A 21,952-nucleotide genomic window follows, 5' to 3' on the forward strand; every position below is an offset into this window, starting at 1 on the left:
GCAAACACGTCAAGCACTAGATTTCGCCATATTTAGCAAAACAGTGTTAAAAAACAATATGTTAGAAAAAAGGTATTATATTACCGCATATTTTGGCTCTCGCGGTGCCCGCCCCAAGCTGAAATGCGCCAGGTTGGGGTCGTGCCCGCCAGCGCTTGCAGCAGGCACGCAACCCGCCAGTCAATGCTCGTTCGCGTGCGCGCCTTGCGCCTGGATTATCGCATCCGCTTCCTTGCCGTACATTTCCTCGAAATGGTCGAATGTCTTGGCGAACGTCCCGATGCCCTGCGTTGCCGAGCGCAATGTGCGCGCAAGTTCATCGAGTGCGCTGCCCGGAATGAGGGCCCGGAATATATCCCAACCCTTGGCCTTGTCGTCGCGGTCGAACCCGAGCACCTGTCCCTTGAAGGACGATATGATCGGCACCAGGCTTCCGGAATAGATCGAGGGGATCTTGATCTCGACCCGATAGATCGGCTGCATCAGTACGGACGAAGCCTGGGCAAGCGCATCGCGCACACCCATCTTTCCGGCCGCGCGGAAGGCGAATTCGGAACTATCGACCGAATGGTGCTGGCCGTCAGTGAGCGTTACACCGACATCGATGACCCTCAGCCCCAGGGGACCCTTGTCCATGGCTTCCCGCGCACCTGCCTCGACCGCCGGTATAAAGTTGCGTGGCACTGCGCCGCCCTTGACCGTTTCGGCGAAGCTGAAGCCTTCACCGCGCCCATTGGGCCTGACGCTCAACTTCACGTCGGCAAACTGTCCGGCTCCGCCCGTCTGCTTACGGTGCCGATAGTGGACATCCGATGATTTAGAGATCGTCTCGCGGTAAACCGGGCTCGGTGGTTTCTCGCTGACATCCACGTGGAAGACTTCGGCCAAGGTCCGGCAAATGTCACGCAGATGGACGGGCCCCTGGGAACTGATCAATTGCGCACCGGTTCCTTCTTCCTGGGCAACCTTGATGCCGCGATCGGTTTCGGCCAATTTTGCCAGTGTTTCGGAGAGCTTGGTTTCATCGCGTTCGCTGCTTGGAACCAGTATGCGCTCCATCATTGGTGTGGGTGCATTGGTCCAGTTCGGGGCGTCGACGGCTGCATCCGCGCCAAGCAGCGAGGGGACGGGCAGGTGATCCGACTTGACCGTCGCAAAGACATCGCCCGCCGAGGCGGCACCCGAGGCAATCGGCTTTCCGGTGCCCGGATCCTGCACCGGGCCGAGCCGTGCGCCCGCTAGCATTGTGCCTTGCTTCAAGCCATCCGTGAAAGCGCGGACGAGAACGGTCTTGCCGACATTCTGGCGGTGGTAGGCGTGAAACCCGACGGCGACCAGAGCGCTTTCGGAAATGCTACCCCCAGCCGATAGCCGCTTTCGCAGCACGTCAGCCTGCGGCGCTTCATGGCGGAGCGCCTTCATCAGGCGCATGATGCCGTTGCTATGGCTTGCGGCCCCGACGAGCACCGGTATGATCCGGTTTTCGCGCAAGACCCGTGACGAGATCGCATAGACGGCATTCGTTGCCGGTTCACGGTCTTCGATCAATTCCTCAAGCAGCCAGTCGTCAAATTCGGAGAGGTGTTCAAGCAGTTCGGCGCGCGCTTCATGTTCGCGCTCGATAAGGTCTGGAGGGATTTCGATCAACGAGGATGGCTGACCCTCGCGGTAGCGCCATGCGCGCTCGGAAATCAGGTCGCAACTGCCGACGATTTTGTCGCCCTCGCGAATGGGAATCTGGCGAAGAATGAGTGTGTGATTGGAGTAATCCTGCAGCGCGGCGACAACGTCGCGGAGCCTCCCGCGCGGCTCATCCATCTTGTTGACGAAAAGGATGCAGGGCGTACCCGACGCTTCGATCGCGCGCAGGTATGGCGCAGCAAGTACGGCTTCTTCCGGGTTCGTTGAGACGCACAGGATGCAGGCATCGCTGGCGAGAAGAGCGTGGTGGGCATGAGCAATCGCTTCGCCTGATCCGGGCGTGTCCAGCGCGCACCACGCCTCGCCACCGAACTCGAATTCCGTCAGGCCAAGTCCATAAGGAGAAACAGATTTTCGTGGGGAACCTTCAAGTGAGCCGAGTTTGTCCACGAGCGTGGATTTTCCGGTTTGCGAAGGTCCGAGTACCGTAAAGCAGCGCATGGCGATCCTCCCTCTGCCAGCATCACAAAATCTCCGCTGGGAGGATGATGCCCTACACGGGCCAAAATCGCTAGGTACACGCGCTGATTTAGATGGTTGCCTGACCCGGCTCGAGGCGTTCCTTGCTTAGTACAGTCTCCCGCCGTTCGAGAAACTGTTTCCATCTAAACAAGAGAAGCGCCCTAATATTTCGCCGGCACATAGAGTTCGGGCGGCAGGACCTTGCGCTCGTAATCCGGATTGAACACGCGCTCGGGAAGGGCGATGTCCTCGTGCGGCACCTCCTCGTAGGGGATGCGGCTGAGGAGGTGATCGATGCAGTTGAGCCGTGCGCGCTTCTTGTCATTGCCCTCGACGATGTACCACGGCGCTTCGGGAATGTTGGTGCGGGCGAAAGTTTCTTCCTTGGCCTTGGTGTAGGATTCCCAGCGAACGCGCGACTCTAGGTCCATCGGCGAAAGTTTCCACTGTTTCAGCGGGTCGTGAATGCGCATAAGGAAGCGCATCTGCTGTTCCTCGTCGGTGATCGAGAACCAGTATTTCACCAGCCTGATCCCGGAGCGAACCAGCATGCGCTCGAACTCGGGCACGTCGTGGAAGAATTCCTGCACCTGGTCTTCACCAGCAAAGCCCATGACACGCTCAACCCCGGAGCGATTGTACCAGGAACGGTCGAAGAGCACGATCTCGCCGCCTGCCGGCAGGTGCGGCACGTAGCGCTGGAAATACCACTGGGTCTTTTCGCGATCCGACGGAGCAGGCAGCGCAACGACGCGGACGATACGTGGGTTGAGGCGCTGCGTAATGCGCTTGATGACGCCGCCCTTGCCAGCAGAATCGCGACCCTCGAAGATCACGACGACCTTTTCCTTGTGATAAGCCACCCAGTCCTGAAGCTTGATCAGTTCCGACTGCAGGGAGAGCAGGGCACGGAAGTAGTCGATGCGCGGAATTGAGGGCGGATGCGACTTGCGATAAATCTTGCGGATTTCCTCCGAAAGCGCCGGCTCGGAGAGTTCCAGCTCGTAATCCTCGTCGAGCGTGTCGGCTAGCTCGGCCTCGAGCCAGTCCTGTGCATCGGAATGTTCCTTGGAATTGTTCATATCGCCTCTCCGGGATTGGCCAACTGACGGCGGAGCACATTTTGCTACTGTGCCGTCGGTTATGCCACGCCCTCATGAAGGATTTTTGAAACAATTGTGAACCGGCGCGAGGCCCTGTCGCTCCTCTATGCGGGCGACAGCACGGCGGCCTTGTCGTGTTCCTTCAATCCGAATACGTCGAATGGTCGCTCAAGCCCGCGCAGCCTGTGCGAGCCAAGACTTTCGAATTCGTTGCCGCAATCGGCCATCTCCACGAACGCCTTCGACAAAAGGACCGGACGCTTGATTTCCTTGGTCAGGCTCTCGAGGCGCGAGGCGATATTCACGGCCGGGCCGATCACAGTGAAGTCAAGCCGGCTGCGCGAGCCTATATTGCCGTACATCACATCGCCGACATGGACCCCGATGCCATAGCCGAGCGGGTTGCGGCCCTTGCCAACGAGATCCTCGTTAAGCGCCGCAAGCGCGGTCTGGGCTTCGTTGATCGCCTGCAGCAGATTGCGGCAGGCCAAGGGATCACTCAGCGGGAATATGGCAAGCAGCCCGTCGCCCATGAATTTCAATATTTCGCCGCCATGGCGGGCGATGGGCTCGGACATTGCGTCGAAGTAGCCGTTCAACAATTCGATAACGTCGTCGCGCGGCCAGAGATCGGATATTCCGGTAAAATCGCGCAGATCGCAGATCAATATGGCAGCGCCGACCGTTACGCCGCTGCCGCGCGTCGTGGCGCCGGCAAGAATCTGTTCGCTCGCGTGCGGGCCGACATAAGTTTCAAGCAGCGTGCGCGCGAGGCGATTTTTCAACCGAATTTCGCTGACGAGTGCGAGGGCGGGCAAAAGGTCGGTAAGATAGGCCACGTGTTCGTCGCTGAAACCGCCCGGCGCGTCGGCGGCAAAGGTGACGACATGTTCCTTGCCGAGGGTGTGGTAAAGCGGCCATGCGATATAGTCGGTGAGGCCTTCTGACCGCAACTCGTTATAGAGCGGGTAGGTTTCCCCGCTATCCTCTTCGAGTCGCCACCTGATTTCGCGCACGCCACTCCTGATCTGGTCGATCGGGCTGTTGCGATACCGTTCGGTTTCCTCGATGCCGTAGCCGAATGTCTGGATATCGGCCTTGTCCAAGCCGGTCTTCCAGAGAATCCGTGCGCCGAGCCACTGGGGATGATGGGTTCTGAGATGCAGCGTCGAGCGGGCGACCGGCACGCCGTCTTCCATAAGGCGATTGCACAGCTCGACGAAAATATTGTCGATGAAGCGTTCTTCACGGGTTGCATGCACGAGCCAGTCGAGCACCTTGCGCCGTTTGGCGGGCCAGGCCAGGTCACCAACGAGCGGAGGAACAGTGGATAGGGCTTGCATTGTGAATTTCTCCGTCATCGTTAGTCCAGGCTACACCCTTAAATAGAGCGCGGACCGATGGATTAAAGCAGAGCTGGTAAATAATAGCACTCGACCTTGTTCCTGCAGGCCGGCTTCGCGCTCACCCATTTGAGCGTAATGGCCTCTGCCTCCTACCTGCGATAAGATGCGAGAAGGAGTGACATTGTGCTCCGGGGAAAAACGGTGAAATGGAACGTCACCTAGCTGCCGTGCTCATCGCCGACGTTGCCGGCTATGGCCACTTGAGCCAGATCGATGAGGAAGGAACCCGCGCAAGGTTCCAGAGCGATCTGTACGAAGTCTTTGAACCCAAGATTGCCAAGCACCACGGCCGTCTGGTCAAGACCATGGGCGACGGGGTGCTGGTCGAATTCCATAGCGTCGTCGATGCCTTGCGCTGTGCGGTGGAGATCCAGCAGGAGAAAGCAAAGAGAAACGCAGGAGAACCCGCCGGTCATCGTCTGGATTTTCGCATCGGCGTCAATCTCGGCGATATCATCGTCGAGGGCGACGATATTCATGGCGATGGCGTCAACATCGCGGATCGCATCCAGGCACTTGCCGAGCCTGGCGGCATCGCCGTCTCCGGAACCACTTACGATCACGTGAAATCGCGACTCCCCGTCGGCTATGTGTCTCTTGGCGAACAGAAGGTAAAGAGCATTGCCGAACCGGTACGCGTCTATCGCGTCGTGCTCGACCCATCCGCTGCAGGCAAGACGCTTGGAGCGCCTAAAAAGAAGCTCAGCTGGCGGGTGCCTGCCGCAGCCGCGCTCCTTGTGCTCGTCCTTGCCGGGGGAGCGCTGTGGTTCAAGCCCTGGACCCTGATATGGCCAGCGATGCCGGTGCAGCGTTTTGCCTATCCCTTGCCCGACAAGCCGTCGGTGGCCGTGCTGCCGTTCATCAATGTCAGCGGAGACACTGAACATGATCATCTTGCCGAAGGCCTGACGGATGATCTCATCACCGAACTTTCGAAGGTATCCGGCCTCTTCGTCATCGCGCGCCATTCCGTGTTCGCCGTCAGCACCTCGGCAAACAAGATACAGGACGTCGCTTCGGAACTCGGCGTGCACTATATTCTTGAAGGCACCCTGCAACGGGCGGACACCCGCCTGCGCATCAACGTCAAGCTGATCGATGCGGTAACGGGCCTTTCCCTCTGGGCCGAGCGCTACGACCGGCAATATGCCGATCTCTTCGCCGTACAGGACGATGTGATCGGCAAGATCATATCCGCGCTCGAGGTGAAGCTTAGCGAGGGCGAACGGGACCAGCTCGCGCGCATCCCGACCGACAATCTCGAAGCTTACGACTATTACATGCGGGCTGAGCAGGAGGGGTTTTTCTATGCGGATGTCGAGACTTACCGGCGAACCCTGTCATATTATCAAAAGGCGATCGATCTCGATCCACGCTTTGCCAACGCCCATGCAGGCATAGCGCGCGTCGCCGTCGACGTATGGCGCAACGACTACAATTTCCTCTGGTCGGCGGCGGTCGCGCGCAAGATTGCCTATGATGCGGCTGGCGAGGCACTGAAGATCGATCCCAACAACGCCCGGGCCCATACCGTGCTTGCGCTGCTGCAACTCGTCGATGGCCGTGAAGTGGAGGCGCGGGAATCCGCCAACCGGGCGGTCGCAACCCAGCCCAATGACCCCGAAGCTGTGGCAAACCTTGCTCTCATTCTTGCGCAAACCGGCAGCCGCGGGCAGGCGGTGACGGAAATGGACCGCGCGTTGCGGCTCGACCCGTCGCCGGAACCCAGCTTCAAACTGCTTGCGGGGATTGTTTACTACACCTCGCGCGAGAACGAGCGTGCGATCCCCTTGCTCGAGGCGGCGCGCGATTCTCTTCCCCGGGCGGAGCCGGCGCGCGAATATCTCGCCGCCGCCTATGTCGATGAGGGGAAGCTGACGCCGGCGGCTGAAGAAAAGGCGAAGTTGATGACGCTCTTCCCGGACGCCAACCTGACCTATTACAGCTATCTCTACGATTACTGGCAGAAGGAGGATCTGGACTACCATCTTGCCGGCTTGAAGGCCGCGCGGGTGCCGCAATGGCCCTTCGATTTCCAGGGAAATCAGGCCGACCAATTGAGCGAATCCCAGTTGAACGACCTGGTCAACAACAAGAAATGGGCCGGCAAGCACCGGAACGGTACGCAGTTCGTCCAGTTTTTCGACAGTGCAGGCAATACCGCCTATCGGAGCGCCAATACCAGCATCACGGGCGCCGTTGAAATCCAGGGCAACCGGCTTTGTGAAAAATACCCGGGGTATTTTCGCGACCGCACCGTCTGCGGCTATGTTTACCGCAATACGACAACGGACGAGCGCGACTTGGATTATATCCAGGTCACGCCGCAATCCTTGAAGTATTTTTCCGTGGCGCCCTTATAGCAAAGATCTAGTTGGCTGGAGCTTCCCAATTCTTGTCCTGCTTTTCAGAGACAAGTGTCTGCTCGACCTCCGACCAGTGCTTTTGCGAGTCGGTAAGCTTGGTCGGGCTTTTCTCGAAGCCCTCTGCCGTACCGGGGTCGTAGCTGATGTAAAGCTTGCCCTCGATTATGCGCCATGCCTTGGGATCGATGTTGGTCGTTACCGTGCCGAAGGAAACGCCGTCAGCGCAATAGCCGCCATATTGCGGGGCGTATTTGCCGGGATCCGCCTTGAACAGGTCGCGGTTTTCGGCGTTGGCAAATTGCCAGGTCGCGCCCAGCCAATGATATGAATATTGCGGGTTGCCTTGCACGGCGTCATGCTGGGTGAAGTAGGCGACCGGATCGTACCCTTTTATCGCCACGTCTCCGAAATATCCGGTGTTGACGAATTCCTCGGCCACAACGGGCTGTGCGAACGAAAGCATGCCAATGGCCGCTGCCAACGCTATCGCGTGTCTCCGCCTGTGATCTGACATTCCAATCCTCCAATTCATGAATCTGGACGGCCCGCAACGTCGCGCTATTTGCGCTTGGTGCATTCGTCGTAAAGCCGCTCGCCGACAAGGTCGGCCTTCTGGCAGACAGCACCCGCCTTGATCAAAAGGTCGGCTGCATCCCAATGTTCACGCCAGCCCGCCTGGCTTAGAGGCGTGTAGCCATTCCGTTCCGTTGCCTCGACCTCGGCCTTGTTCGCCAGGAGAAATGCAACGATATCTGCATGGCCCTCCTCGGAGGCGGCATGCAGGGGCGACATGTGATAAAAGTTCTTCTGATCGTTGACTGCAGCGCCCTTCGAAACGAGCAATTCCACCACGTCGAGATGGCCGCCATAGGCAGCAGCGTGCAAAGCGGTCAGGCCGCCCTTGTTACGGATCTCGATATCGGAACCACGTTCCAATAATAGCACGACCACATCCTTGCGACCATTCAATGCAGCAATGACCAATGGCGGTTCGCCCGTTTCATCGGGTTCGCCCACCTTTGCGCCCTGGTCGATCAGTTGTTTCGCGCGAGCGACATCCCCGTCCCTGGCAGCATCGTGCAGCGGACCCGCCCATGCGGCTGTGATCCCAAGCAGGATACCTAGAACGGAACCATAAAGAATCTTCATCCCACATCCTCCGCCCTATCTCGGATTCTCTTGAGCGGAATGACGATAAATTATCACGGCGATACCCACCGGACAAGGATTAGGCTTTTGCTTCACCCGAAAGGCGCTGTTCGAATTGTAACAGTTACGTACTTCCAGTTGTGCCGGCCGCGAGCGTTTATAAGTGAAAGTTACCTGTTGCCGGGAGGGGTCGCCGTGGGAAATTTCACAAAATCGGGATGGGTTCGCGTTCATGGGCTCGCCAGGGTTTGGGCAATTCTTTTCGTCTTTCTGCTCCTAAACGCGGGTTCAGCCCTTGCACAGTCCGACCCGCTGCCGTCTTGGAACGATGGGCCAAACCGCACAGCCATCGTCGATTTCGTCAAGCGCGTCACGACCGATGGTTCGGCCGATTTCGTAGCGCCAGTAGACCGCATTGCCGTCTTCGACAATGACGGCACGCTATGGGCAGAAAAGCCTGTGCCTTTTGAACTTTTCTTTGCCTTGGACGAAGTCAAGCGTCTGGCGCCGGAGCATCCCGAGTGGAAGGACACGGAGCCCTTTAAGTCCGTTCTTGCCAACGATCTCGCCGGGGTCGAGGCCTCCGGCATGAAAGGCATGCTCGAAATCATGGCGGCGACCCACGCCGGTATGAGTACAGAGGCATTTTCAAAGACCGTCGCCGACTGGTTTGCCACGGCAAAACATCCGGTCCGTCAAAAGCCCTACGGTGAACTCGTCTACCAGCCGCAACTCGAATTGCTCGCCTACCTGCGCGACAATGGTTTCCGCACCTTCATCGTGTCGGGCGGAGGCGTTGAGTTCATGCGCGTCTTTGCCGACAAGATCTATGGCGTGCCGCCCGAGCAGGTGATTGGTTCCTCCGGTGTCGTTAAATATCAGCTTGGGGCTGACGGGAAGCCTGAGTTGATGAAGGAACCAAAGGTCGAATTCATCGATGACGGTCCCGGCAAGCCCGTGGGTATCAATCGCTTCATTGGACGCTGGCCAATCATGGCCATCGGCAACTCCGACGGCGACCGGGAGATGCTTGAATATACAACCGCAGGAAGCGGTGCGAGGCTGGCGGTCTATATCCATCATGACGACGCCGAGCGCGAATATGCCTACGACCGCACCGACAAGCTGGCGAAGTTCGACAAAGGCTGGGATGAAGCAGTCGCAAAGGGCTGGCAGGTCGTCAGCATGAAGAACGACTGGAAGGTTATTTTCCCGCCGTCAAAGTGAAGCGAGGCGGCGACGGCCTGCCTGGTACCAGCGAGGGACGAGCGACGTCAGGCCCGAACAGGCGCGAGCGATTTCAGGGTGTTGCAACGACCATTGCTTCAGCGCTCGTGAGGCCGGGCTGCGTTCAAATGAATAGTGCCGGGATCTGTCATCGATCGGTATGCCAAATTCCCTGGCAAGCAGTTCCACATCCTCATCGAGGAAGAGGGGAAGCGATATGAGCGGTTCGGAATTTCTGCAGATGGCGTAATAGCGCCTCCCTGGGACCTTCGACAGCACCAGATGCGAGCGCAGCGGGGCGCCATAACCGAAGGTGCGGCTCTCGAGCAGTTTGAGGTATGGACCGTCAGCGTGGACGGTACCGGTAAATGTGCGACCGCAAATCTCGATACGATAGAATTCGTGTCTGTCCGGCATGCAGTTCTCCTGACATTCAACCGAGGGTCTGACGCAGGGCACGCATAATGAGTAAGACGAATCATTGGCTTGCGGATGGATACTGATCGAACCGCCGGTTCGCCGCATCACCCGTGAGGGTGAACCACGGCAGTTTTCACAGCGGTTACCCAGCCATTGCATGCTATGCTGGCGGTTAAAACGTGCATGACTTTCCCTTACCTCTCATGGAGGCGATGATGGACGTAAAATCTAAACCGACGTGCCGGCTGGTCAAACCGCATCACACCTACGGCGGCAAACAGGGACTGAATTACTTTGAAGGAATAGCCGCCGAGACGGTCGGATCGACGGGAATTTGCATGCATATATTGACGATTCCTCCGGGCGCGAGGGCCAAGGCGCACATGCACGAGGCCCACGAGACGGCGATCTATATGCTGTCGGGCGAGGCACATACCTGGTACGGCGATGGGCTCAAGGAACACATTGTCGTCCATGCGGGCGAGCTTTTCTATATTCCTCCAGGCGTGCCGCATCTGCCGGCCAATCTCAGCAACACGCCTTGCACGGCAATTATTGCCCGCACGGATCCAAACGAGCAGGAAAGCGTTGTCCTTTTGCCGGAACTCGATGCGGTCGTGCCCTAGCAGCATACGCGTGAGCCGGAGGTAATGTATTTCTGCCTGTTGGATCAATTGGTTTCGGCAATGCGCTGCGCTATCTTGGCTGCCATGGCGTGACAGAATCGGAGTGCGGTATGAGCGTCTCAATGGAAGTGGTGATGGAAGTCTCAGCTCCGGTAAAGCGGCGGAGCGCGTTCCTCGCCGCCTGCATGTTGACAGGTTGCACTATATTGCCGCTGGGACCTGCGTTGGCGGCAGATTGCGGTTCCACCGCAGCGCCGGGTTTGGACTGGACCGATTGCACAAAGCGCAACATCATGATTCCCGGCAGCGAACTCGAAGGTGCCAAGCTCTTCAGCACCGATTTTGCCTCTACCGATCTCAGCAACTCCAACCTCAAATCGGCAAACCTGGAAAAGGCGACACTGGTGCGGGCTTCGCTGGCCGGTGCCGCAGCTGAGAAGGCCAACTTCTCCAAGGTCGAGGCCTACCGCAGCAATTTTACCGGCATTTCCGCTGAAGGCGCCAACTTCGCCAGTGCGGAGCTGCAACGATCCGGGTTTGCTAAGGCCAAGCTGACGGGAGCGAACTTCGAAAAGGCCGAGCTTGGACGCGCCGATTTCGATGACGCCGTCCTGACCGGCGTACGTTTCTCGCTGGCCAATCTGTCCCGGGCTGACCTTAGTCATGCAACATTTGAAGGACCGATCATCTTCGACCATGCCTTCATGTATCTGACGCGGATCGAGGGGCTCGATCTCTCGGCGGCGCAGGGGTTGGAACAGGGACAGATCGAACTCGCCTGCGGTGACGCCAAAACCAAATTGCCTCCCGGCCTCAACCCGCCGTCGGGATGGCCGTGCCCGCCCGACGATCGCGACAACTGAGAAATCGCCTCAACTATGGCGTACTTTCCAGGCGAGCTGCGCCAGCGCCCCTCCGACGCTGATCAATTGGATGCCGAGCAGCAAACCGATGAGCCAGAGCGCTGTAACCGGCAGGCTTATCAGCAGGAACAGCGACAGAAGAATGCCTATGATGCCGCTGACGAGAACCCAACCCCAATGCGGGAAGGGCCGGATCGTCAGGGAGAAGACAACCTTCGATATGCCTTCGATCATAAAGAAGACGATAAGCAGCAAGGTCACTGTAACGAGACCCTGCGCCGGATCGCGCAGGAACAGGAAACCGATCAGCACGGCAAGGAAGACGGAAATGAGCTGCAGCCAGAAATTCGGGACATGGCGGGCATAGAACAGCCCTATGCATTGCAGGATGCCGCTGAAAATAAGCAACCAGCCAAGCAACAGAATAACCGCGACGGATGAGAACACCGGATAGATGATCGCCAGAACGCCCGCAACGACGAGCAATATTCCTTCGATCAGATACCACAGGGAGTACCGCTTGACGGTCGCCCGCATGGCTTCCCGATAGACTTCAGCTGCTTGATCCAATGACATCGACATCGTTGCTCTCCAGATGGAAATTGATCGACTGAAATGTGGCGACTTTCGCGAGGTTACGCTGTCGGAACAAGTACGTAACAGTAACGGTGCGTGCGGAGAGCCATCATCAGGATCTAATCGAGAGGAAACTGCCGCCTGACCCATTCGCTCTTCGGCACGAGGCTACCCATCGCGTAGCTGAAAGCGACCACCTTGGTTCCCTCATTATCGACCTTGCAATGGAAGTCGAGGTCGTACCAGTTAGAACCGTTGCGGAACGCACCACCGATGGCATCGAGTGTCGTGGCGGTATAGCTGCTTCCGCTCGCACCAAATGGAACAAGTATGTCCGTTCCCGGCCTCTGGCGGCGGATTTGTTCCAGCGCCTCTATCATGCACACCTGCTTCATGCGCTGTCGCGGCGGCAACCGCCCGAGCGCCTGCATGACGCGCGGATCGAACAGCGCCCCGGCGGAGTAGAGTTCGCGCGCCACCACAAGTTTGCCGCGTCGCGATGCGGGCTTGGCCGCAGCCGGTTTCTTGCTTTCATCCGGTTTTGGCGCGGTAGACGCGGTTGGAGACGGAGCCGGATTCGGCGCGGCAGCAGCATTCGCCTCGGATGACTTGGCATCGGCCGCAGCAAGCCCGTCCGGGCTTGTCCGGTCCGGTGCGCTCGGCGCGGCTTCTGTCGGCTTTCCACCCGCAGCGGCCTTGTTTTCCGGTTCCGCAGGCTTGTCAGTCGGGTCTTCGACAGGATCGCTCGGCGCAGACGGAGCCGGTTGCGGCTCCTTCACGTTCTGGTCGGTCTTTGCGGCAGCAGATTCGAATACCTCGACCGGTTTGGCAGGTTCAGCCGTTTCAGGCGGCTTCTCCTGGGGCTTGGGGTGCGGCGGTGCCGGTGGCGGCGGAGGTGGCACAAGTGTCACGTCTACCTCCTGCGGGGGCGTTGTGACCGGCGAGGGCATAGGCAATCCCAGCACCAGCAACAGGATCACGCCTATATGCACGATCGCGGAAAGGGGCGCGCCCCATCCCAATCTTCTTGACGATTTTTCCGCGAACTCATGCATCGACTGTTTCCCGATCAATCGGATCCTAAAAGTTCAGCATGAGCGGCGCAACTTCCACGCGCTACGAACGTTTAGCCCCCGATCAGGCCGGACAAACGAGCAAGGCTGCAGGCAGGATGATCCCGCCCTGGATGCAGCGCTCTCACGATGGCGTGAGGTGATGACATCGCGTGGCGCAGGCGAAAAAAATCATGTTATGCCTTTAGCTCCACGAAGACACCAACTCAAGCAAGCACAAGCGTTGCAAGCCAGATGCGGAGTTCGCCATGATTACCTTCAAGCTAAATGGACAGGAACGGACTTTCGACGGGGATCCCGATACCCCACTGCTCTGGGTCCTGCGCGATTTCGAAAAACTGACAGGCACAAAGTACGGTTGTGGCATCGCCCAGTGCGGCGCTTGCACCGTCCATCTCGACGGATCGACCCGGCGCAGCTGCATTACGCCGATCTCGACGGTCGATGGATCGGAGGTCATCACCATCGAAGGCATCGAGGGCAAGGAAGCGGAGGCGGTTCGCAAGGCATGGATCGCGATAGACGTTCCCCAATGCGGCTATTGCCAGTCAGGCCAGATCATGTCCGCCGTGTCGCTCTTGCAATTGACGCCGAAGCCCACCGACGAGGATATCGACGGTGCGATGGCCGGTAACATCTGTCGCTGTGCCACCTATCACCGCATCAGGCAGGCCATCCACAACGCCGCCGACACGATGGAGGGTTGAGCCATGACCTTTAATGCTCTCACAACGACTCGGCGTTCCTTTCTCGCCGGCGCTGGCCTCGTCATCGGATTCACACTCGCGCCGAAAGTTTTCAGCGCGTCTGCGCTAGAGGGCGTCCAGGCGGGAGGCGACAAGAGCCTTTCCCAGATCAACGCCTTCATAAAGATCGGCACTGACGACACCGTTACCGTGCTCTCCAAGCACATCGAGTTCGGCCAGGGACCGTTTACGGGGCTTTCGACCATCGTCGCCGAGGAACTCGATGCGGACTGGAGCCAGATGCGCGCGGTTCATTCACCTGCCGACGACAAGATCTACGGCAATCTGGCATTTGGCCTGCAGGGGACGGGCGGCTCCACGTCGATCGCCAATTCCTATGACCAATTGCGCAAGGCGGGCGCAACGGCGCGCGCCATGCTGGTTGCCGCGGCGGCTGCCGAATGGGGTGTTCCCGCAGCCGAGATCACGGTTGAAAAGGGCCGCATCAAACATGCGGGGTCCGGCAAGGAAAGCGGCTTTGGCGCATTTGCCGACAAGGCTGCCACGCAGACCCCTCCCGCTGAGCCGAAACTGAAGGAGCCCAAGGACTTCGTACTTATCGGGCAGGAATTGCCGAAGCTCGACACGGTAAGCAAAACCAATGGCACGGCTGTGTTCACCCTCGATATTACCGCCGACAACATGCTCTATGCTGTCGTCGCCCATCCGGACCATTTCGGTGCGACCGTCAAGTCGGTGGATGACGCGGCAGCGCGCAAGATCCCCGGCGTCCTTGACGTCAAGACAATCCCGCAGGGCGTGGCGGTCTATGCCGAGAACACATTTTCCGCCTTGAAAGGCCGCGACGCGCTCACGGTCGAGTGGGACCTGTCGAAGGCCGAAACACGTTCAAGCGACCAACTCACTGCTGATTTTGCCAAGCTGTTCGGTACCGATGGGCATGAAGCCGCCAACACCGGTGACGTTGAAAAGTCGTTCAGCGGCAACGGCGTACAGACCCTCGAAGCCGACATCGTCTTTCCATTCCTCGCGCACGCGCCGATGGAACCGCTCGATGCGGTGTTTATCAAGGCGGCCGATGGATCGGTCGATGTCTTTAACGGCGCGCAGTTCCCCACGATGGACAAGAAGGTCACCGCGCAGGTGCTCGGCCTCGATCCTGAGAAGGTGCGGGTCAACACGCAGCTCGCCGGCGGAAGCTTCGGTCGCAAGGCGCAATTTGGCTCGCCCTATATCGCCGAAGCGGCGGCAGTTTTCGCCGCAACCGACGGAAAGCGGCCGATGAAACATATGTGGACGCGCGAAGACGACATTCGCGGCGGCTTCTATCGCCCGATGTACATGCACAGGATGCGCGGCGCGATCGACGCGAACGGCAATGTTGTCGGTTGGGATCAGACAATCGTCGGCCAATCCATAATGGCCAAGGCGGACCTCGACGAAACCTCCGTCGAAGGAGCGGCGAACCTGCCCTATGTCATACCGAACCTGCGCGTCATCTCGCACAATGTTTCCCTTGCCGTGCCGCCGCTTTGGTGGCGGTCGGTCGGTCATACGCACACGGGCTTTGCGGTCGAAACCTTCATGGACGAGCTACTGCAGAAGGTGGGCAAGGATCCGGTCGAGGGACGGCTTGCGCTCCTGAGCAAGGAGCCGCGCCATATGGAAACCTTGAAGAAGGTTGCCGAAATGGCCGACTGGGGTTCCGCCGTGCCTGAAGGGCGCCAGCGCGGTGTTGCGGTGGTCAAGAGCTTCGGCACCTATGTCGCGCAGATCGTCGAAGTATCGACCGGCGATGATGGCGCGCCGCGGGTTCACAAGGTCTGGTGCGCCGTCGATTGCGGTGTGGCGATCAACCCCAACGTCATCAAGGCGCAGATGGAGGGCGGCATCGGCTATGGCGTCGGCGCGGTTCTTTTCGACGCTGTCACATTAGGCCAAGGCGGCAAGATCGTGCAGTCCAACTTCCACGATTACCGTTCATTGCGCATCAACGAGATGCCTGCGGTGGAGGTCGCGATCATCCCTTCAAGCGAAAAGCCGACGGGCGTCGGCGAACCCGGGGTTCCGCCTGTCGGGCCGGCCATTGCTAACGCCTGGCGCCGCCTCGGCCATGGCGCCGTGCGGCGGCTGCCGATCGTCAGTATCGGCTCGGTTTGAGGGGGCGCGCAATGAACAGGAACCTCGCTTACGTCTCCGTGGCGGTTGCCATCAACGCCGCCCTTGCCGTCTCGAATATCTCGATGGCGCAGGACAACCCGGTGAACGCCCTGAAACCGGCATCTGCCTTTCAGGCTATTGCTGATGAAAATCAGCGCTCGGTGGCGCTTTTCGAAGAGGCCGGCAAGGTGATCCAGCATCCGCGCTGCGTGAACTGCCATCCGGCGACCGACAGGCCGCTGCAGTCGATGTCGATGCATGTGCACCAGCCGCCGGTCACGCGGGGCGAGGCCGGCATGGGCGTCCCCGGCATGATGTGCAGCACCTGCCATGGCCCGGAAAACGTCAAGGTTGTAGGGCAGGCCGAAACCATCAAGAGCATCCCCGGTAATGGCAACTGGCACCTGGCGCCCATCGAAATGGCCTGGGAGGGCAAGTCGCTCGGTCAAATTTGCAGCCAGATCAAGGATCCGCAGCGCAATGGCGGCAAGACGCTCGACCAGATTGTCGAGCATATGGCCCATGACGATCTTGTCGGATGGGGCTGGCAACCGGGCGAGGGACGTGAGCCCGTGCCGGGCACGCAAGCCGAATTCGGCGAGTTGATCCGCGCCTGGGTCGAGACGGGCGCTGCTTGCCCGTCGTAGGCATGCGCCAATCCGTTATTTAGGTGGAATAGAATAGGTCGATGTGGCGTGGGCGACGAGTTCGCCGCTCACGGCGCTCGTCATGGAGATATCGACGACAGCTAGACGTTTGCCAAGCTTTAGCACGCGTGCCGTGGCGTCGATTGCGCCAAGTTCGGGCTTGCGCAGGAAATTGATGTTGAGATTGATCGTGACAGCGAGCGCTACGGGACCGATCTGCGCGAGGATTGCTACATAGGCCGTAAGATCGGCGAGGGCGAAAAGTGTCGGCCCCGACACCGTTCCGCCGGGCCGCAGATGACGGTCCTTCGGATCGAGACGCATCGAGGCGAAGCCCTCACCTGCGTCGGTAACGATGAATGTCATACCGTCAGCATTTACCTGCGGAAATTCACGTTCCAGAAACGATGTCAGCGCTTCGACGTCCATCAACGGTGCCACAATAGCCCTCCCGATTGTTTTCTTTAGCATTTCGCTGCTATTTTCAAACTAAGCAACTGCATCGTCTTGACAAGGATGAGCGCATGAAACCGCCGGGATTAGTTGTTGCATCGTGCATCGCCGCACTCGTCTATGTCGGGGTGCTCGCTACTCAAAACCCGCCGCCGCCCATGCAGGCGATCGAGCCGTTCAGCCTGCCGGAACGTCCCGTTGCGCTGACGGAAGACATGATCACGCGCTTTCTTTATGGCTTCGCACCGGTTGCGGCCCGGGCGAGGGAGGTAAACGGGCAGGGTGAGGCGGCCCAGCGCCAGGCGGCGCTTGATGAGACAGCGGCCGAATTCGGCTTTGCCAACTTTACCGACTGGGTAAACACCACCAACACGATCATGGTGACCTATCATTGGGCGACCAATCCCGATCCGCGCCTTGAAGTAGAAAAGGCGATTGACGCCATTCCTGCCATGACCAATCTTAACGATCAGGAAAAGGCTGATATGATCAACGGCTTGAAGGCGGGTCTTGCGCGGGTGGAAAGCGCGAGGCCCACGCCAGAGAACCTCGCAATCGTCCAGCGCCATCTGCGAACGCTGAAGCCGTTCTATGATCTTTGGGCACCGCCAGGCCAATAATCCAAGAGGAGTTCGATGGGAGAAATTCACGCCATCCGCAAGGAAGAGCCCATGATCGCGTCGGAACTGTCGGACGGCATTCTGCTGCTGACTTTGCAAAATCCTCCGGCAAACGCGCTTTCACTTGCCATGATGCAGATGCTGCTCGACCTGTTGCGATCTGCGCGCGAGGACGAACGTGTGCGTGTGATCATCTTCCGGTCCGGCCTCAAGCTTTTTTCCGCCGGGCACGATCTGAAGGAAATGACCGCGCATCGGAGTGACGAAGATCGTGGCCGCGCCTTCTTTGACGCCACCATGCGCCTCTGTGCAGAACTGATGCAGGAAATCGTCCGGCATCCGCGCCCGGTGATCGCTGCTGTCGATGGGCTTGCGACCGCGGCGGGGTGCCAACTCGTCGCATCGTGCGATCTGGCGATCTGTTCCGACAAATCGACATTCTGCACTCCGGGCGTCAATATCGGGCTCTTCTGTTCAACGCCCATGGTCGCCCTTTCACGCAATGTATCACGCAAGCAGGCGATGGAAATGTTGCTCACGGGTGAAACCATCGATGCGTCGACGGCGCGCGAATTCGGCCTCGTCAATCGCGTCGTGCCGCAGGAGTATCTCAATCAGATTGTCAGGAAATATGCGCAAAGCATTGCAGCAAAATCGCCTTTGACCGTGAAGATCGGCAAGGAGGCATTTTACCGTCAGCTCGAAATGGGGCTGACCGCAGCCTATGACTATGCGGCAGGAATCATGGTCGAGAATATGCTGGCGCGAGACGCAGAAGAGGGTATCAATGCTTTTATCGAGAAGCGTTCGCCCGAGTGGAAAGGTGAGTAACCCCTCATGGACCACAACCACTATTCCGACAGTTTCATTCGCCGCATCCTGACTTCGGTCAAGACCATAGCCCTTGTCGGTGCGTCTCCAAATGAGTCGCGCCCCAGCAACACGGTGATGCAGTTCCTCCTCGCCAAGGGTTACAAGGTCTTTCCGGTCAATCCCGGGCACAAGGGCAAGCAGATTCATGGCCAAACGGTCTACGCCCGCCTTGCCGATATTCCCGAGCCGTTCGACATGGTCGATGTGTTCCGCAATTCGGCGGCGCTCCCCGCACTCGTCGATGAGGTCCTGGCGCTGGAGCAGCGCCCGAGAGTCTTCTGGGCGCAGGTTGGGGTGCGCGACGAGGGTGCGGCGCGCAAAGCCGAAACGGCTGGTCTGACTGTGGTAATGGATCGCTGCCCGGCCATCGAGTATGCATTGCTCGGTCTCGATCAGGGGTGAGCCGCCGGTTCGATTTCACCGAAACCATTGTCCAAGGCATTGGAATCTCAAGCTTGGGCTGAAATTGGTCGGTGTTGCTTTGCAAACATGCGCTGTAGGCTCCAGCGTCGTCATTCCATAGTTTGCCCGATTATCCCGACAGGAGGAACACCATGGCGCATCGCGCACCCGGAATAGAAACACTTGCCGTTCACGCTGGCGCCAAGCCCGATCCTGCGACAGGCGCACGCGCGACGCCGATCTATCAGACGACCGCGTTCGTCTTCGAGGATGCTGACCATGCAGCGTCGCTGTTCGGGCTGAAGGCTTTCGGCAATATTTATTCGCGCATCACCAACCCGACCAATGCGGTGCTGGAGGAACGGGTCGCAGCGCTGGAGGGGGGCACCGCCGCGCTGAGTGTAGCTTCCGGTCATGCGGCGCAGCTTCTGGTCTTCCACACCCTTCTGCAGCCGGGCGACAATTTCGTTGCGTCGAACAAGCTTTATGGCGGCTCGATCAACCAGTTCGGCCAATCTTTCAAATCGTTTGGCTGGCAGGTGCGCTGGGCGGAGGGCGACGATCCCGCCTCGTTCGAAGCGCAGATCGATGATCGTACACGGGCGGTGTTCATCGAAAGCATCGCCAATCCGGGCGGGATCATTACGGATATTGCGGCCATCGCCGAGATAGCCCATCGCCGCGGCATCCCGCTCATCGTCGACAACACGCTCGCGTCGCCCTATCTCATCCGGCCGATCGAGCATGGCGCCGATATCATTGTGCATTCCGCCACCAAGTTTCTCGGCGGCCATGGCAGTTCCATGGGTGGGATCATCGTCGATTGCGGCACCTTCGACTGGTCGAAATCCGGCAATTATCCCCTGCTGTCGGAGCCGCGACCGGAATATAACGGCGCCGTACTCCACGAAACCTTCGGCAATTTTGCCTTTGCCATCGCCTGCCGCGTTCTTGGCCTGCGCGATCTCGGTCCGGCGCTTTCGCCGTTCAATGCGTTCCAGATCCTCACGGGTATTGAGACCTTGCCGCTGCGCATGCAGCGCCATGCCGAAAATGCACTTACGGTCGCCACATGGTTGCAAAGGCAGGAGGGGGTTGCGTGGGTCAGCTATGCCGGCCTGCCCGAGGACGCCTATCACGCATTGCAGCAGAAATATGCGCCTAAGGGCGCTGGTTCCGTTTTCACCTTCGGCCTGCGCGGCGGTTACGACGCCGGCGTCAAATTCGTCGAGGCGCTGCAACTCTTCTCGCACCTTGCCAATATTGGCGATACGCGATCGCTGGTCATCCATCCAGCGTCCACCACCCACCGCCAGCTAAGCGACGAACAGAAAGTCGCGGCAGGGGCCGGGCCTGACGTGGTACGGCTTTCCATCGGCATTGAAAGTGTTGAAGATATCATCACCGATCTCGAACAGGCATTGAGCAAGGCAGGCTAATTCCATGGGGCACTTCGTTAAAATCGGCATTGACGGAATCGAGCCGGAACTCGGAGCGCCTGCGGCGGACCGGGTCGTTTCGGGTAACCCGCAATTCCGCACCTGGAACGCCGACGAGGCGGATGGCGGCCTCTATGCCGGCATCTGGGAGGCGACGCCGGGCAAATGGCAGATCGTCTATGACGAGTGGGAGTTTTGCCACATCCTTTCAGGCCGCTCCATTGTCACCGAGGAAGGTGGCGACCCGCATCACCTCGGTGCCGGCGACAGTTTCGTTTTGCGCCCGGGATTTCGCGGAACGTGGGAAGTCCTGGAGACGACGCGCAAGGAATATGTGATCAGGCTTTGATTACCAGGTGACGTCGAGCCTTTCGAGCCCGTGGAAATGGTAGGTGTTGCGATAGCGCGGCACGTCGCGAAACCCCAGATTGGGTAACCGGTCGAAGAGCACCTTGAGCGCCACCTGCAGCTCAAGCCGCGCCAGCGGCGCGCCGATGCAAAAGTGGATGCCTGCGCCAAATGAGAGATTTTTCTGGTCCGTGCGGTCGGGCCGGAAAGTCTCGGGCGATTGAAAGACCAGCGGGTCGCGGTTGGCAGCGCCGAGCATCAATCCGATTTGGTCGCCGGGCTTGAGCTTGATGCCATCCCCGAGATCGATCGACTCATAGGCATAGCGGGTAAACATGTGGAGCGGTGCGTCGTACCTGATGCATTCCTCCACGGTTTTGGCCGTGGTTTCCGCATCGGCCAGAAGGCTTGCGGGATGTGTACCGCTTTCAAGGATGGTCTTAACCGCATTACCGGTCTGGTGCACCGTTGCCTCATGGCCGGCGTTGAGAAGCAGGATGGCAGTTGTAATGAGTTCGTCTTCGGTCAGCTTTGCCCCGTCTGCCTCCGCCGCAAGTAAGAGGCTCAAGAGGTCATCGGCCGGTTCTGACCGGCGCTTGCCGGCATAGTCGCGCAGAAATTGCGAGAACTCTGCCGCGGCGGCGTTCGCGCTTTCTTCCGACTGATGGGTGCGGCCATGCATATACATAGCTACAATGCGGTGTGACCAATCCAGAAGTTGCGGCGCGGCTTGCGTCGGCACGCCAAGCATTTCCGCGATAACAGTCACGGGAATAGGCGTGGCAAATTCCGCGATCAGGTCGGCTTGGCCTCTTGGCTCGAACTTGTCGATCAGATCGTTTGCCAGCGCTTCGATGCGAGGGCGCAGCCGCTCCACCTGACGCGAAACGAAAGCGCGATTGACCAGCGTGCGCAACCGCGTGTGGACCGGCGGCTCGAGTTCAAGCATCGAGAACTTCTCGATGTGATCAAAATCAATCAGATGCGAACGGTCCCCGGCTCTGCCTTGCGAATCGGCATCGCTGTGCCGCTTTTCCCGACCGAAACGCCGATCACGCAAGAGCCGGTTGACGGCCTCGTACCCGATGAAGCACCAGAATCCGTAGTTCTCCCAGAAGAAACTGGAACCTGTCGCATGGAGGTGCGCATAGGCCGGGTAGGGGTCCTGAAAGAAGCTCGGGTCCAGCGGATCGAGCTGCAGATGGCGGTGTTTAGGATCGTGGCGAAACGATGCGGGGAGGGACATTGGCATTTTCCATGCGTGATCAGGGGTTGAGCATTCACTACATATCGTTTCATATTTCAGCCCCCAAGACTGATACAGGAATCCC

At 59.0% G+C, this 21,952-nt stretch carries 22 protein-coding genes; 12 read left to right on the forward strand and 10 right to left on the reverse strand.

From position 1 onward, the window contains the following. Nucleotides 1-180: 180 nt before the first annotated feature. The 3 genes from BR48_RS0117110 to BR48_RS24865 all read right to left on the reverse strand — a co-directional run bounded on the left by BR48_RS0117110 (nt 181) and on the right by BR48_RS24865 (nt 4,609). On the reverse strand, nt 181-2,142 hold the full coding sequence (locus tag BR48_RS0117110) for an elongation factor G (RefSeq protein ID WP_027232426.1): 1,962 nt from the start codon (nt 2,140-2,142) through the stop codon (nt 181-183). Between the two features lie 182 nt (nt 2,143-2,324). Next, entirely contained in the window at nt 2,325-3,245 is a 921-nt protein-coding gene (gene ppk2 / locus BR48_RS0117115; RefSeq protein WP_027232427.1) for a polyphosphate kinase 2, read from the reverse strand. A gap of 125 nt (nt 3,246-3,370) precedes the next feature. Further along, nucleotides 3,371-4,609 carry an adenylate/guanylate cyclase domain-containing protein gene (locus BR48_RS24865; RefSeq protein ID WP_051615132.1) on the reverse strand — a complete coding sequence of 413 codons (1,239 nt, stop codon included), beginning with the start codon at nt 4,607-4,609 and terminating at the stop codon, nt 3,371-3,373. 209 nt (nt 4,610-4,818) lie between these two features. Between BR48_RS24865 and BR48_RS0117125 the strand changes: the two genes are divergently transcribed. Next, nucleotides 4,819-7,035, forward strand: coding sequence for an adenylate/guanylate cyclase domain-containing protein (locus BR48_RS0117125; RefSeq protein ID WP_027232428.1), 2,217 nt, complete (start codon nt 4,819-4,821; stop codon nt 7,033-7,035). A gap of 7 nt (nt 7,036-7,042) precedes the next feature. Here BR48_RS0117125 and BR48_RS0117130 read toward each other — a convergent pair whose 3' ends face one another. Both BR48_RS0117130 and BR48_RS0117135 read right to left on the reverse strand, forming a co-directional pair. Next, a complete protein-coding gene (locus tag BR48_RS0117130; RefSeq protein ID WP_027232429.1) occupies nt 7,043-7,552 on the reverse strand; it encodes a YHS domain-containing (seleno)protein in 510 nt (169 codons plus the stop codon). Nucleotides 7,553-7,596: 44 nt separating this feature from the next. Then, nucleotides 7,597-8,187, reverse strand: coding sequence for an ankyrin repeat domain-containing protein (locus BR48_RS0117135; protein ID WP_027232430.1), 591 nt, complete (start codon nt 8,185-8,187; stop codon nt 7,597-7,599). Nucleotides 8,188-8,442: 255 nt separating this feature from the next. On the opposite strand from BR48_RS0117135, the gene BR48_RS0117140 reads away from it, so the two are divergent. Next, nucleotides 8,443-9,414, forward strand: coding sequence for an HAD family hydrolase (locus tag BR48_RS0117140; RefSeq protein ID WP_027232431.1), 972 nt, complete (start codon nt 8,443-8,445; stop codon nt 9,412-9,414). On the opposite strand, the gene BR48_RS0117145 is transcribed toward BR48_RS0117140, so the two are convergent. Next, nucleotides 9,406-9,831, reverse strand: a complete 426-nt coding sequence (locus BR48_RS0117145) for a hypothetical protein (protein WP_027232432.1) — start codon at nt 9,829-9,831, stop codon at nt 9,406-9,408. The two genes, BR48_RS0117140 and BR48_RS0117145, sit on opposite strands and share 9 nt — an antisense overlap. Nucleotides 9,832-10,049: 218 nt before the next feature. On the opposite strand from BR48_RS0117145, the gene BR48_RS0117150 reads away from it, so the two are divergent. Both BR48_RS0117150 and BR48_RS0117155 read left to right on the forward strand, forming a co-directional pair. Continuing rightward, on the forward strand, nt 10,050-10,460 hold the full coding sequence (locus BR48_RS0117150) for a cupin domain-containing protein (protein WP_027232433.1): 411 nt from the start codon (nt 10,050-10,052) through the stop codon (nt 10,458-10,460). 185 nt (nt 10,461-10,645) lie between these two features. Further along, nucleotides 10,646-11,323, forward strand: coding sequence for a pentapeptide repeat-containing protein (locus BR48_RS0117155; RefSeq protein WP_036814840.1), 678 nt, complete (start codon nt 10,646-10,648; stop codon nt 11,321-11,323). A gap of 9 nt (nt 11,324-11,332) precedes the next feature. Here BR48_RS0117155 and BR48_RS0117160 read toward each other — a convergent pair whose 3' ends face one another. Together BR48_RS0117160 and BR48_RS0117165 are read right to left on the reverse strand one after the other, a co-directional pair. Continuing rightward, a complete protein-coding gene (locus BR48_RS0117160; protein ID WP_036814795.1) occupies nt 11,333-11,905 on the reverse strand; it encodes an HdeD family acid-resistance protein in 573 nt (190 codons plus the stop codon). A 113-nt stretch (nt 11,906-12,018) separates the two neighbouring features. Next, complete coding sequence (locus BR48_RS0117165) at nt 12,019-12,954, reverse strand: DUF930 domain-containing protein (RefSeq protein WP_036814797.1); 936 nt, start codon at nt 12,952-12,954, stop codon at nt 12,019-12,021. Nucleotides 12,955-13,220: 266 nt separating this feature from the next. Between BR48_RS0117165 and BR48_RS0117170 the strand changes: the two genes are divergently transcribed. Genes BR48_RS0117170 through BR48_RS0117180 form a run of 3 tightly spaced genes read left to right on the forward strand, consistent with a single transcriptional unit; the run spans nt 13,221 to nt 16,486 of the window. After that, nucleotides 13,221-13,679: a (2Fe-2S)-binding protein gene (locus BR48_RS0117170; protein WP_027232437.1), complete on the forward strand. Its 459-nt coding sequence runs from the start codon at nt 13,221-13,223 to the stop codon at nt 13,677-13,679. A gap of 3 nt (nt 13,680-13,682) precedes the next feature. Next, nucleotides 13,683-15,839, forward strand: a complete 2,157-nt coding sequence (locus BR48_RS0117175; RefSeq protein WP_027232438.1) for a xanthine dehydrogenase family protein molybdopterin-binding subunit — start codon at nt 13,683-13,685, stop codon at nt 15,837-15,839. A gap of 11 nt (nt 15,840-15,850) precedes the next feature. Next, nucleotides 15,851-16,486, forward strand: a complete 636-nt coding sequence (locus BR48_RS0117180) for a hypothetical protein (protein WP_027232439.1) — start codon at nt 15,851-15,853, stop codon at nt 16,484-16,486. Between the two features lie 15 nt (nt 16,487-16,501). Here BR48_RS0117180 and BR48_RS0117185 read toward each other — a convergent pair whose 3' ends face one another. Further along, nucleotides 16,502-16,957, reverse strand: coding sequence for a PaaI family thioesterase (locus BR48_RS0117185; protein WP_027232440.1), 456 nt, complete (start codon nt 16,955-16,957; stop codon nt 16,502-16,504). Nucleotides 16,958-17,010: 53 nt separating this feature from the next. Between BR48_RS0117185 and BR48_RS0117190 the strand changes: the two genes are divergently transcribed. The 5 genes from BR48_RS0117190 (at nt 17,011) to BR48_RS0117210 (ending at nt 20,622) form a co-directional block, all read left to right on the forward strand. Next, nucleotides 17,011-17,559: a hypothetical protein gene (locus tag BR48_RS0117190; RefSeq protein WP_036814799.1), complete on the forward strand. Its 549-nt coding sequence runs from the start codon at nt 17,011-17,013 to the stop codon at nt 17,557-17,559. A gap of 15 nt (nt 17,560-17,574) precedes the next feature. Then, nucleotides 17,575-18,390 carry an enoyl-CoA hydratase gene (locus BR48_RS0117195; protein WP_027232442.1) on the forward strand — a complete coding sequence of 272 codons (816 nt, stop codon included), beginning with the start codon at nt 17,575-17,577 and terminating at the stop codon, nt 18,388-18,390. 6 nt (nt 18,391-18,396) lie between these two features. Next, the gene (locus BR48_RS0117200) at nt 18,397-18,834 is read left to right on the forward strand and encodes a CoA-binding protein (RefSeq protein ID WP_027232443.1); all 438 of its coding nucleotides are present in this window, start codon (nt 18,397-18,399) and stop codon (nt 18,832-18,834) included. A gap of 152 nt (nt 18,835-18,986) precedes the next feature. Then, a complete protein-coding gene (locus BR48_RS0117205; RefSeq protein WP_027232444.1) occupies nt 18,987-20,273 on the forward strand; it encodes an O-acetylhomoserine aminocarboxypropyltransferase in 1,287 nt (428 codons plus the stop codon). 4 nt (nt 20,274-20,277) lie between these two features. After that, nucleotides 20,278-20,622: a cupin domain-containing protein gene (locus BR48_RS0117210; RefSeq protein ID WP_027232445.1), complete on the forward strand. Its 345-nt coding sequence runs from the start codon at nt 20,278-20,280 to the stop codon at nt 20,620-20,622. Here the strand turns inward: BR48_RS0117210 and BR48_RS0117215 are convergent, their stop codons facing one another. Beyond that, a complete protein-coding gene (locus BR48_RS0117215; RefSeq protein ID WP_245273552.1) occupies nt 20,623-21,867 on the reverse strand; it encodes a cytochrome P450 in 1,245 nt (414 codons plus the stop codon). Nucleotides 21,868-21,952 lie beyond the last annotated feature (85 nt).

This window comes from Phyllobacterium sp. UNC302MFCol5.2, assembly GCF_000686005.1.
Classification (GTDB): Bacteria; Pseudomonadota; Alphaproteobacteria; order Rhizobiales; family Rhizobiaceae; genus Phyllobacterium; species Phyllobacterium pellucidum.

What these genes read in the sequence shown, in the direction of transcription:
- BR48_RS0117110 (WP_027232426.1), bottom strand. Translation starts at nt 2,142, where the DNA reads ATGCGCTGCTTTACGGTACTCGGACCTTCGCAAACCGGAAAATCCACG.
- ppk2 (WP_027232427.1), bottom strand. Translation starts at nt 3,245, where the DNA reads ATGAACAATTCCAAGGAACATTCCGATGCACAGGACTGGCTCGAGGCC.
- BR48_RS24865 (WP_051615132.1), bottom strand. Translation starts at nt 4,609, where the DNA reads ATGCAAGCCCTATCCACTGTTCCTCCGCTCGTTGGTGACCTGGCCTGG.
- BR48_RS0117125 (WP_027232428.1), top strand. Translation starts at nt 4,819, where the DNA reads ATGGAACGTCACCTAGCTGCCGTGCTCATCGCCGACGTTGCCGGCTAT.
- BR48_RS0117130 (WP_027232429.1), bottom strand. Translation starts at nt 7,552, where the DNA reads ATGTCAGATCACAGGCGGAGACACGCGATAGCGTTGGCAGCGGCCATT.
- BR48_RS0117135 (WP_027232430.1), bottom strand. Translation starts at nt 8,187, where the DNA reads ATGAAGATTCTTTATGGTTCCGTTCTAGGTATCCTGCTTGGGATCACA.
- BR48_RS0117145 (WP_027232432.1), bottom strand. Translation starts at nt 9,831, where the DNA reads ATGCCGGACAGACACGAATTCTATCGTATCGAGATTTGCGGTCGCACA.
- BR48_RS0117150 (WP_027232433.1), top strand. Translation starts at nt 10,050, where the DNA reads ATGGACGTAAAATCTAAACCGACGTGCCGGCTGGTCAAACCGCATCAC.
- BR48_RS0117155 (WP_036814840.1), top strand. Translation starts at nt 10,646, where the DNA reads ATGTTGACAGGTTGCACTATATTGCCGCTGGGACCTGCGTTGGCGGCA.
- BR48_RS0117160 (WP_036814795.1), bottom strand. Translation starts at nt 11,905, where the DNA reads ATGTCGATGTCATTGGATCAAGCAGCTGAAGTCTATCGGGAAGCCATG.
- BR48_RS0117165 (WP_036814797.1), bottom strand. Translation starts at nt 12,954, where the DNA reads ATGCATGAGTTCGCGGAAAAATCGTCAAGAAGATTGGGATGGGGCGCG.
- BR48_RS0117170 (WP_027232437.1), top strand. Translation starts at nt 13,221, where the DNA reads ATGATTACCTTCAAGCTAAATGGACAGGAACGGACTTTCGACGGGGAT.
- BR48_RS0117175 (WP_027232438.1), top strand. Translation starts at nt 13,683, where the DNA reads ATGACCTTTAATGCTCTCACAACGACTCGGCGTTCCTTTCTCGCCGGC.
- BR48_RS0117180 (WP_027232439.1), top strand. Translation starts at nt 15,851, where the DNA reads ATGAACAGGAACCTCGCTTACGTCTCCGTGGCGGTTGCCATCAACGCC.
- BR48_RS0117185 (WP_027232440.1), bottom strand. Translation starts at nt 16,957, where the DNA reads ATGCTAAAGAAAACAATCGGGAGGGCTATTGTGGCACCGTTGATGGAC.
- BR48_RS0117190 (WP_036814799.1), top strand. Translation starts at nt 17,011, where the DNA reads ATGAAACCGCCGGGATTAGTTGTTGCATCGTGCATCGCCGCACTCGTC.
- BR48_RS0117195 (WP_027232442.1), top strand. Translation starts at nt 17,575, where the DNA reads ATGGGAGAAATTCACGCCATCCGCAAGGAAGAGCCCATGATCGCGTCG.
- BR48_RS0117200 (WP_027232443.1), top strand. Translation starts at nt 18,397, where the DNA reads ATGGACCACAACCACTATTCCGACAGTTTCATTCGCCGCATCCTGACT.
- BR48_RS0117205 (WP_027232444.1), top strand. Translation starts at nt 18,987, where the DNA reads ATGGCGCATCGCGCACCCGGAATAGAAACACTTGCCGTTCACGCTGGC.
- BR48_RS0117210 (WP_027232445.1), top strand. Translation starts at nt 20,278, where the DNA reads ATGGGGCACTTCGTTAAAATCGGCATTGACGGAATCGAGCCGGAACTC.
- BR48_RS0117215 (WP_245273552.1), bottom strand. Translation starts at nt 21,867, where the DNA reads ATGTCCCTCCCCGCATCGTTTCGCCACGATCCTAAACACCGCCATCTG.